The 9,967-nt window shown below is 27.8% G+C and carries 11 protein-coding genes and 1 riboswitch; of the genes, 5 read left to right on the forward strand and 6 right to left on the reverse strand.

Features of this window, described 5'->3' with window-relative positions; all coding sequences use genetic code 11:
- Positions 1-103, reverse strand: a riboswitch (cobalamin riboswitch). This riboswitch is flagged as partial in the annotation.
- 500 nt (positions 104-603) lie between these two features.
- Both B3603_RS20325 and B3603_RS20330 read right to left on the reverse strand, forming a co-directional pair.
- Positions 604-1,419: a hypothetical protein gene (locus tag B3603_RS20325; RefSeq protein WP_291568377.1), complete on the reverse strand. Its 816-nt coding sequence runs from the start codon at positions 1,417-1,419 to the stop codon at positions 604-606.
- Entirely contained in the window at positions 1,406-1,942 is a 537-nt protein-coding gene (locus tag B3603_RS20330; RefSeq protein ID WP_052268284.1) for an RNA polymerase sigma factor, read from the reverse strand. Before B3603_RS20330 ends, B3603_RS20325 begins: the two co-directional genes overlap by 14 nt.
- Before the next feature lie 508 nt (positions 1,943-2,450).
- Between B3603_RS20330 and B3603_RS20335 the strand changes: the two genes are divergently transcribed.
- Positions 2,451-4,493: a thioredoxin domain-containing protein gene (locus tag B3603_RS20335; protein ID WP_291568380.1), complete on the forward strand. Its 2,043-nt coding sequence runs from the start codon at positions 2,451-2,453 to the stop codon at positions 4,491-4,493.
- 39 nt (positions 4,494-4,532) lie between these two features.
- Here the strand turns inward: B3603_RS20335 and B3603_RS20340 are convergent, their stop codons facing one another.
- The 4 genes from B3603_RS20340 to B3603_RS20355 form a co-directional block, all read right to left on the reverse strand.
- The gene (locus tag B3603_RS20340; RefSeq protein WP_291568382.1) at positions 4,533-5,423 is read right to left on the reverse strand and encodes a polysaccharide deacetylase family protein; all 891 of its coding nucleotides are present in this window, start codon (positions 5,421-5,423) and stop codon (positions 4,533-4,535) included.
- Positions 5,424-5,442: 19 nt separating this feature from the next.
- Entirely contained in the window at positions 5,443-5,718 is a 276-nt protein-coding gene (locus B3603_RS20345; protein WP_291568384.1) for a hypothetical protein, read from the reverse strand.
- Between the two features lie 517 nt (positions 5,719-6,235).
- Positions 6,236-6,397, reverse strand: coding sequence for a DUF1540 domain-containing protein (locus tag B3603_RS20350; RefSeq protein ID WP_291568386.1), 162 nt, complete (start codon positions 6,395-6,397; stop codon positions 6,236-6,238).
- 52 nt (positions 6,398-6,449) lie between these two features.
- The gene (locus B3603_RS20355; protein WP_291568388.1) at positions 6,450-6,608 is read right to left on the reverse strand and encodes a DUF1540 domain-containing protein; all 159 of its coding nucleotides are present in this window, start codon (positions 6,606-6,608) and stop codon (positions 6,450-6,452) included.
- Between the two features lie 176 nt (positions 6,609-6,784).
- Here B3603_RS20355 and B3603_RS20360 point away from each other — a divergent pair, with 176 nt between their 5' ends.
- The 4 genes from B3603_RS20360 to B3603_RS23310 all read left to right on the forward strand — a co-directional run.
- Positions 6,785-7,030, forward strand: coding sequence for a FeoA family protein (locus B3603_RS20360; RefSeq protein WP_291568391.1), 246 nt, complete (start codon positions 6,785-6,787; stop codon positions 7,028-7,030).
- A gap of 10 nt (positions 7,031-7,040) precedes the next feature.
- On the forward strand, positions 7,041-9,167 hold the full coding sequence (gene feoB / locus B3603_RS20365) for a ferrous iron transport protein B (protein WP_291568392.1): 2,127 nt from the start codon (positions 7,041-7,043) through the stop codon (positions 9,165-9,167).
- A gap of 323 nt (positions 9,168-9,490) precedes the next feature.
- On the forward strand, positions 9,491-9,706 hold the full coding sequence (locus tag B3603_RS20370; protein WP_414632394.1) for a transposase: 216 nt from the start codon (positions 9,491-9,493) through the stop codon (positions 9,704-9,706).
- A 40-nt stretch (positions 9,707-9,746) separates the two neighbouring features.
- A partial coding sequence (locus B3603_RS23310; protein WP_414632395.1) for a helix-turn-helix domain-containing protein occupies positions 9,747-9,967 on the forward strand: 221 nt, incomplete at its 3' end.

The following is a 9,967-nucleotide window of genomic DNA, read 5'->3' on the forward strand; positions in this document are numbered from 1 at the left end:
GAACTCATCTATTACAGTGGCGAGACCGCGTGGGATTTTAACCCACTTCCCTTTTAATCAATAGATATTAAAAATCTATTAAACCTATTTCATAATTATTCGATTTTACACACTCATTTTAGCATTAATAATTGCATTAAGCAAATATTTTTCGACATTTTATCATAAAAAATTATTAAATAATCACAAGTGGGGAATCTATATTATTTAATTTAATTGTGATTTTAATATAATAAGAATTTATAGAGTTAATAGATTAGCTGAGAAAATAGGAGTAATGTTCATGAAATGAGGTAAATATGCTGATGAGATATGCATGTGATAGCCAATGATAATACATGTTTTATAATTGGGGATGTAGTATATTAGATTCAAGAATATATTAAAGTAAATCACAGGTGATGAATATCATCACCTGTGGATAACTACAAGTTAATACAATTTTAATATCCTACTAATAATTGATTCATTAGCATCTCTTGATAATTGAATAAGAAGGGATTTCTGATTTATATATTTTATAGATACGATTATTATAATAGTATTTGCAAATTTTTCTCGATTGACTATTACTTTTTCACTAGTTTTAAAATTTATTTCTGTTTATTTTAATAATTCTTGTAGATATTTTTCAGCTTTTTCATGATCAACTTTTGTTACATCAAGAGGTAAGTTGAATAGAGCATTAGCACCATTATAATCAGCATTAGGGGTGATTTCGCCAGTTTCTTCATTATAGTTAAAAGCATTTACATCATAGAAACTGCTGGTGCTTATACAAAGATAAAGCCCTCTGTCGGCAAACATTTCAACATCGTCACATTCAATTAATCTGTACATAACTCCATCAATTACAAATTCGCTATATCCACCATTCATGGAAGCTATGTTAACTAGCCATGGCTTTTGGCCTTTTATTAGAGAAGAGATAAAAAATGGAACTTTGCCATACTCTTCATCTTGGGTATTGGGCATTTTACTACCATCCTGCTTTGCTATTGACACTACGGCGTAGGTTCTATCTGGACGTATTATATCCTCTGCATAACTTTCAAAGTCACTTAAGCCTTTACCTGATACGATTCCAAGCAAATTAAAATTATATCCACCTGAAACAATTGATTCATTTATTTTAATTGCATTTTTACTGTCAAATGCATGAGCAAGCTTTTGATCTCCAAGATGCTCAGCAACTTGTTTTGAGTTGAGAAGATGTAAGGCAGCAAATGCTGTTATAGACATTGCAAGGGTAAGTACAGTAGCGATTAGTGCAACAGATATCCTTTTTTTATAAACTGGTTTCATAATATTACTCTCCTTTAATTGATTTATAATTTTTTGGTTTAAATCTTCACTGGGTTCAACTGTTGGAGAAAGAGCTTGCTTCAACAGTTGATCTAATTTATCAGAGTTCTTCATATTTACTAACCTCCATTAAATTGTTTTTTAGGACTCTTCGAGCCTTATGAAGCCTGCTTTTTACGGTGCCAAGCGGAATCTTCAGTGCTGATGCTATTTCTTCGTTTGACATTTCAGCAGTATAGTACATATACAAAGGGATTTTTAATTTATTATCCAGCTTATCTGCTGCAGTCCGTATCATAATGCATAGTTCATTGGATATAACTATATTTTCAGGGGTTAGTGTATCCTTGAATACGTAACCATTGTTTATATCTTCACTAAGTTTCTCTATTGGAGCTATTTTTTGTCGCCGGGCATATTTACGGCGATTGTTTTTCCATAGCCCTATTGCAATGGAAATGAGAAATCCTTTAGGATTATTATCTTTATCAATTTTATGGCACAACTCCATCGCTTTCAGAAATGTTTCTTGATATAGGTCATCTGTATCAGACTGGTTTTTCGTAAGATTGAGACAAAAGCTATAGATGGCTTTACCATGCAATTCAATAAGATCATTTAAATCTGCAATGTTCACGTAAATCCTCCTTTCAGTATAATTAAACTCTCCTTTCTAAATATGCTTTCATATATATATTGTCGCGACATAATAAAAGGTTCATTTTTATGTTTGGAATTAGAAATTTTGTATATTATTCCTTGGTAAAGTGTTCTATAAAATTTTCATTGGAGTCGAACAAAAGATATGTGTTTATCAAAGGTTATATATGATGTCAAATATAAGCATAACATTGTATGGGGGGTAATCAAGTTATTTGCATTGCTAGTTAAAAAATCCATTAAAGAAATTATTTTGATTAAAAATAATTTCCACCTTAATTGTGAATTATGAATTGAAATACTCAAGGGTATAGCTATATTTAGCTATATATTAATTTCTAAGGTAGTTTATCTATATTTAGTGTTATCTACAAGAAGTTTAAAGTAATTGAAGTTTGAATAATGTGATATTTTTATGTTGCTGAATACTCGGATTGAAACGTTGGAATACTAAAACAAAATATGAAAAAATGGAGGGGTATATAATGACATTATCTGAAAAAGAACAAACAGAAGTAAGAAAGGCAAATAGATTGATAAATGAAAAATCACCATACCTATTACAGCATGCACATAACCCTGTAGACTGGTATCCATGGAGTGAAGAAGCTTTTGAAAAAGCTAAGAGGGAAAATAAGCCTATTTTTTTGAGTATAGGTTATTCTACTTGCCATTGGTGTCATATTATGGAAGGGGAATCTTTTGAGGATGAGGAAGTAGCAAAGGTATTGAATGATAGTTATGTTGCTATAAAGGTTGATAGAGAAGAAAGACCGGATATAGACAGTATATATATGAATTTTTGTCAGGCTTATACTGGTAGTGGTGGATGGCCACTTAATATAGTCACAACTCCAGATAGAAAACCTTTTTTTGCAGGTACATATTTTCCTAAAAAAAGCAGGTTTGGTATAAAAGGAATTATTGAAATTTTAAATTCCATAAATCAATTGTGGACAGAAGATAATAAAAGAGTATTACAATCTAGCGAAAACCTATTGAATTATATGAGAAATCACTCTAGTAATATAGAGGAAGGAAATCTAAGTACAGAGATTATAGATAAAGCCGTAGAAGAATTGAAAGAACATTTTGAAGAAGAGTATGGTGGATTTGGAAAAGAACCTAAATTTCCAACCACTCATTATATATTATTTTTATTAAGATATTATAAAAATAATAAGGATCAGGAAGTACTAAGAATTATAGATAAAACTTTAGAGGGAATGTATAAAGGCGGTATTTTTGATCATGTGGGATTTGGCTTTGCCAGATATGCCACAGATATAAGATGGTTAGTACCTCACTTTGAAAAGATGTTATATGACAATGCTCTTTTAGCCATGGCCTATACAGAAGCTTATAAACTAACTGGAAAGGAACTTTATAAGAAAGTGGCAGATAATATATTTACTTATGTTTTAAGGGATATGGTTTCTTCAGAAGGTGGATTTTACTCTGCGGAAGATGCTGATTCTGAAGGGGTAGAAGGTAAATTCTATTTATGGAGTTTAGAGGAGATAGAAAATATATTAGATGAAAAAGAAGTTAGCTTATACACTAGGTTTTATGGTATAACAACTGATGGAAACTTTGAAGGAGCTAATATACCAAATCTTATAGATACAGATTTAAAAGAATTAAGTCCATACAAAGAACAATTAGAAACTATAAGAAAAAAGCTTTTTAATTATAGAGAAGAAAGAATTCATCCACATAAGGATGATAAAATATTGACTTCTTGGAATGGACTAATGATAACTTCATTAGCTTTAGGTGGAAGACTACTAGATAATGAAGAGTATATAAAGTGTAGTGAAAAAGCATTGAACTTTATTTTTAATAATTTAATAGATGAAAAAGGACGCTTATATACTAGATATAGAGATAAACATAGAGCACACCAAGGTATCATTGATGATTATTCTTTCTTAATTTGGGCTATTATAGAATGTTATGAAAGTACTTTTAAAATAGAATATTTAGAAAGTGCAATAAAATTAAGTAATGAAATGATAGAGCTATTTTGGGATGAAGAAAATGGAGGATTCTTCTTATATGGTAGTGATGATGAGGAACTAATTGTAAGACCTAAGGAAATTTATGATGGAGCTATACCTTCTGGAAATGGAGTAGCCTCATTGGCTTTTTTAAAGCTTTATTATATTACAGGGAAGGATAGATATATAGATATAGTAGATAAAAACTTTAAAGCTTTTGGAGGAAAAATAAGGGAAGATCCTATGTATTATTTATTTTCAGTAATAGCTTATATGTATAGAGAATATAGCATAAGAGAAATAACTATTGTAGGAGATAAGAAAGAAGAAATTGATAGTATTTTAAAGGAGATAAATAATAAATATAATCCTTTTACTTTGGTAACTTTAAGAGGAAAAGAAAGCAATATGACTTTAGATTCAAAAGAGATGATAAATAATAAAACTACTATTTATGTATGTGAAAATTATAATTGTAAAACTCCTATAACAGATATAAATGAATTAAAAAATATATTAAACAATTAAAAGTATCAAAACTAAAAAGCCCCAATGCTGGGGCTTAAATTATTTTTTTTCAACAACTTCTGTAAATTGTGCTTTAGGTGATTCATGATTTAGCGATTCAAATATAAAGCCTTGAGCTTTCAATCCTTCAATTATTTCAGGAAGTGCTTCTGGCGTAGTGTCTTTTGGATCTAAATCATGCATTAATATATTGGCATGCTTAACATATTTAGCATCTTCTAATACTCTATTAACAATTACATTTTTGTCTTGTCTAAAAGTTGCTGCATCCATTGAATCTACATTCCAATCATAGAAGGTGTAGCCTAAATCAGTCATGTGTTGTGCTAATTCCTTCATGAAATTTGCACCATTATTATAGTTTAAACTTATTGTATTATTTGAACCACCCGGAAATCTTAAAATTTTAGAAGGTTCTTTTCCCGTAATTGTTTTGAGTTCATTATCGAGTTTTTGTACGTCTTCTACAAAACTTTCTTTTGTACGATAAACTTTGCTGTAATTATGAGAAGAAGTATGATTTGCTAAAACATGTCCACGATTAACAATCTCTTTATATAAATCATCCATACCATCTTTATGATTTACAAAAAATGTAGCCTTAATGTTATACTTATCTAAGGTGTTTAAAATATTTCTAGTATGCTTAGACGGACCATCATCAAAAGTTAAATAAGCAATTTTAACTTTTGAAAGTGCTTGTTCATAGCTTTTCTGTTTATTTTGCACTTCAATTTGTAAATTTTCATTTTCTTTTGTTAAAGTTTCTTTAGAAACTTTTATTTCTTCAATTTTATTATGTAATCTTTTATTTTGAGATACAGCCATTATAACTCTTACTTGACTAAAAACAGTAACAGATAAGGTTAATAATATGAAAGATAATAGCAATATTTTTTTTATATTAAAGCCTGTACTCTTTTTCCCCATACCGCATCCTCCTTAATATTTAATTTGAATTCTTTGGAAGAGAATTCATTTTATTTTCTAATTCAGTTTTAGATTGATTTAATTTACTATTTTTAGATTTTAAATCAGTAGCTTCTTTTTCCAGTTTTTCTATTTCCGTTTTTAACTTATCGTTTTCTTCATTATATTTTTTTATTTTAGAATTAGTAAATGGAAATAATAACAATACAATAGCACATAAAATAGCTACAATTATTCTTCTACGCTTAGAAGATTTTCTTTGTCTAGATGTTCTACGTGATGATACTTCTAACATAACAACTCTCCTTTTAATTATAGTTTGTACATATTTAAGAATATTCAAAAAAAAATTCACCAGTATGCTAATAAATTTTCTTCAATAACTAAGTTAAGAAAACCTACTTAATTATCTGATATAATAAAATATTCACTTTATTTTTAACTAATTATTTTATTTCATAGGTCTCAATCAACATTTAGTATAAATAAATCTTAATTATTATGGTTTACAAATTAGTTACAACCACCAAAATTACCAACTTTATATAAAAATCATTTTAATATTTTATAAAGTTTTATATAAATGTATTCTCTTAAAGACATATGCATTTTTTAGAATTTATATCCTAAATTTTCAATATAAATATTTAAGATAAATCATCAAATTTTTACATAAATTTAAAATTAATAACTTAACGTTATTAAAGATATTAACATTATATTGGTAATTATATCATATAAAGTAGAATTTTATAAATTAAGGTATCTAAAAGAAAATAAAAAATAGCACTTATCATGCTATTTTTTATTTATTAATGATCTTTTTCAAAGCTTCCACAGTCAGTACATTCAACTACTTTAGCTTCAGGTTCGTGTTTAACAATGTGGATTCTATTTAACGTGCAATAGTTATCTTCTTTATAATGATATTTACACTCACTTACTGTACATCCTATACTTGAATTCATATCCATAAGAATATCTCCTTTATCATATTTAAAATTTAATTACTAATAGTTTTGTTAATTATTGTTCTTTTTCAAAGCTTCCGCAATCTGTACATTGTATAGTTTTTGCATCATTTTCATGTTTTACAACTTCTATTTTGTTTAATGTACAATAATCATCTTCTTTATAGTGATATTTACATTCACTAACTATACACATAATACTATCATTTTTCATAATTACACCCTCTTTCTAAATTCAAATATTGTTATGTTCATAATCATAGTGTGTGTATTTAAAAAAGCATTTATTCTTATAAATTTATATTTGAAATCAATAAAATATGTAATTGTAGCCATATACATTATTTTACATATTATAAAATAGAGATTAAATTTAAAGAAGGTGAATAAATGGAAAAATATTTTAAAAAATTAAGCGAAGTTAAGGTTGGAACTGTAGTAGTAATTTCAGAAATTTTATCAAAGGGTCTGTCAAAACAAAGATTATTAGACTTAGGTTTTGTTCCTAATACAGAATTATATGTATTAAGAGAAGCACCTTTAGGTGAACCAACTGCTTATTTTATAAGAGATACCTGTATAGCTTTAAGAAGAGAAGAGGCAGATAATATATTAGTATGTGAAGAAAAGGTTTAGGAGGTATATTATGGGATTAACCTTTGATTCTACTAAAAAGAAAAATTTAGAGGATATTCAAATAGTTAATAAGAAAAAGAATAACCAAAGTGTTATTGCATTAGCAGGCAATCCCAACACAGGAAAAAGTACAGTTTTTAATGCTCTAACAGGACTTCGACAACATACAGGTAATTGGCCTGGAAAAACAGTAGTTAATTTTCAAGGTAGCTTTAATTATAAAGAGAAAGAATTTATTTTAGTAGACTTACCAGGAACTTATTCTCTTTTAGCTAGTTCATCAGAAGAAGAGGTTGCTAGAGATTATATTTGCTTTGGAAATGCAGATTTAATTGTGGTAGTTTTAGACGCCACTTGTATTGAGAGGAATTTAAACTTGTTACTTCAAATATTAGAAATTACTCCTAAAGTGTTAGTTTGCTTAAATCTTATGGATGAAGCAAAAAAGAAAAATATAAAAATAGACATAGATGAATTAAGCAAAAAATTAAAAGTACCTATAATACCTACCTCTGCAAGAAGTGGAATAGGCATAGAAGATTTAAAAGAAGCTATATATGAAAATGTATTTAAAGAAAAATGGGAAGAAACTTTAAAAATAAATTATAGTGAAGACATTAATAATGAAATAGATAAAGTATCTTCATTACTTGAAAAAAAATATAGTGGAATAAATTATAGATGGACTGCACTTAGATTGTTAGATGGAGATGAAAGTATAAAACAATCTATAAGAAAATATGTAAATGAAGATTTTATTGTAGATGATAAAGAAATTGAAGAGGAAATTAAAAAAATTAGAGAAAAACAAAATAATAAAGTGAGGGATACAATTGTATCTGACATATATAAGCAATGTGAAGAAATAGTAGAAGATTCTGTTAATAAAAGTAGAAATAAAATATTACAACAACAAAAAATAGATAATATATTGACTTCTAAAGCAGTAGGTATTCCTATAATGCTTTTGATGTTAACCTTAATCTTATGGATAACTATTGAAGGAGCTAATGTACCCTCGGAACTTTTAGCTAAGATGCTATTTTCTTTTGAAGATAAACTTATGAATTTACTTATTACAATAAAATTGCCTATATGGTTTTGTGAAATTCTAGTTTTAGGAGTATATAAAACTTTAGCTTGGGTAGTTTCAGTTATGCTTCCACCTATGGCTATATTTTTCCCTCTATTCACCATATTGGAGGATAGTGGATATCTACCTAGAGTTTGTTTTAATCTAGATAAAGCATTTAAAAAAGCTTGTTGTCATGGTAAACAAGTTTTAACTATGTGCATGGGCTTTGGTTGTAATGCAGCAGGAGTTATTGCTTGTAGAATTATTGATTCACCTAGAGAAAGGTTAATAGCTATATTAACTAATAGTTTTGTTCCTTGTAATGGAAGATTTCCAACTTTAATAGCTCTCTCTATAATTTTTGTAGGAGGCACCTTTACATCTGATAGGGTTAATTCTATAGTAGCGGCATTGATGGTAGTGGCTTTAGTAGTTCTAGGAGTAGTAATCACATTAATAAGTTCTTTTATTTTATCTAAAACTATACTAAAAGGAATTCCTTCTTCCTTTACTTTAGAACTTCCACCATATAGAAAACCTCAAATAGGTAGAGTTATATATACTTCAATAATTGATAGGACTATATTTGTACTATTTAGAGCAATGGTAGTAGCAGCTCCAGCAGGGCTTATAACCTATATATTAAGTAATGTAATGATTGGAGATATGAGTATAGTAGCACATATTGCTAATTTTTTACAACCTTTTGGAAAACTAATAGGTCTTGATGGATATATATTAATGGCTTTTTTATTAGGACTTCCTGCAAATGAAATAGTACTTCCTATACTTTTAATGGGATATTTATCAAATGGTGTTATGATTGAGCATGACAGCATAGAACAGCTTAAGAATATACTAGTTAACAATGGCTGGACATATCTAACACTATTAAATACCATGTTATTTTCTTTATTACATTTTCCTTGTGGTACAACTATTTGGACTATTAAAAAAGAAACCGGCAGTAATAAATGGGCACTAGTATCATTTTTGATGCCTACTGCTGTTGCAATAGTGATTTGTTTTATTACTACTCTTATAAGTAAAATAATTTTTTAAAGTAATAAATTATGAGATATAGAGTTTTTACAATTGATAATTGACGATTGTTGTGACTTCTCCTTTAAAGGAGAAGTTTTCAATTTATTTTAAATATTAATAGTTAAAAAACGTGGCAATCATTCACAATTTTACTTTTTACTTTAAGTAATCTTATTAATTTTTAACGTAACTAGCAGAAGTCCTCATCTTCAACGAAGTAAGGTGGGGATGAATGCGTAAAAACAACATGCTTATACTATATTAAATTACAGAAAGTAGTGATACTAATGGATTTAGATAGTAACAATTATTAAGTATTCTCAGTATATTACCACCTATTATTGGTAATATACTATAGAAGAGAAGTTATCAATGATGTAAGTATAAGATTGAAAGATATATTTGATAATATAAGTAAAAATTATAATATAACAACTGTAGAATGGGAATATTATAGAAATCATGTTCAGATATTATTCAAAGCACATTCTAATAGTGAGTTATCAAAATTCATAAATGCTTATAACAGTCGGGAGCGTGACCATAGATATAGTTAAAAAATATATAGAAAATCAAGGGATGAAATGAGGTGAGGATATATTAAAGGCTTATAAATATAGAATTTATCCAAATGAAAAACAAAAATTATATTTAGCTAAAACATTTGGCTGTAGTAGATTTATCTATAATAAAATGTTAGCGGATAGAATTAAATCCTACGAAGAAAACAAAGACTTAGATATTAAACAAATTAAGTATCCTACACCTGCACAATATAAGACTGAATTTTTTTGGTTAAAAGAAGTTGATAGTTTAGC

It is taken from the genome of Clostridium sp. UBA2485 (assembly GCF_002341865.1).
Taxonomy (GTDB): Bacteria; Bacillota; Clostridia; order Clostridiales; family Clostridiaceae; genus Clostridium_J.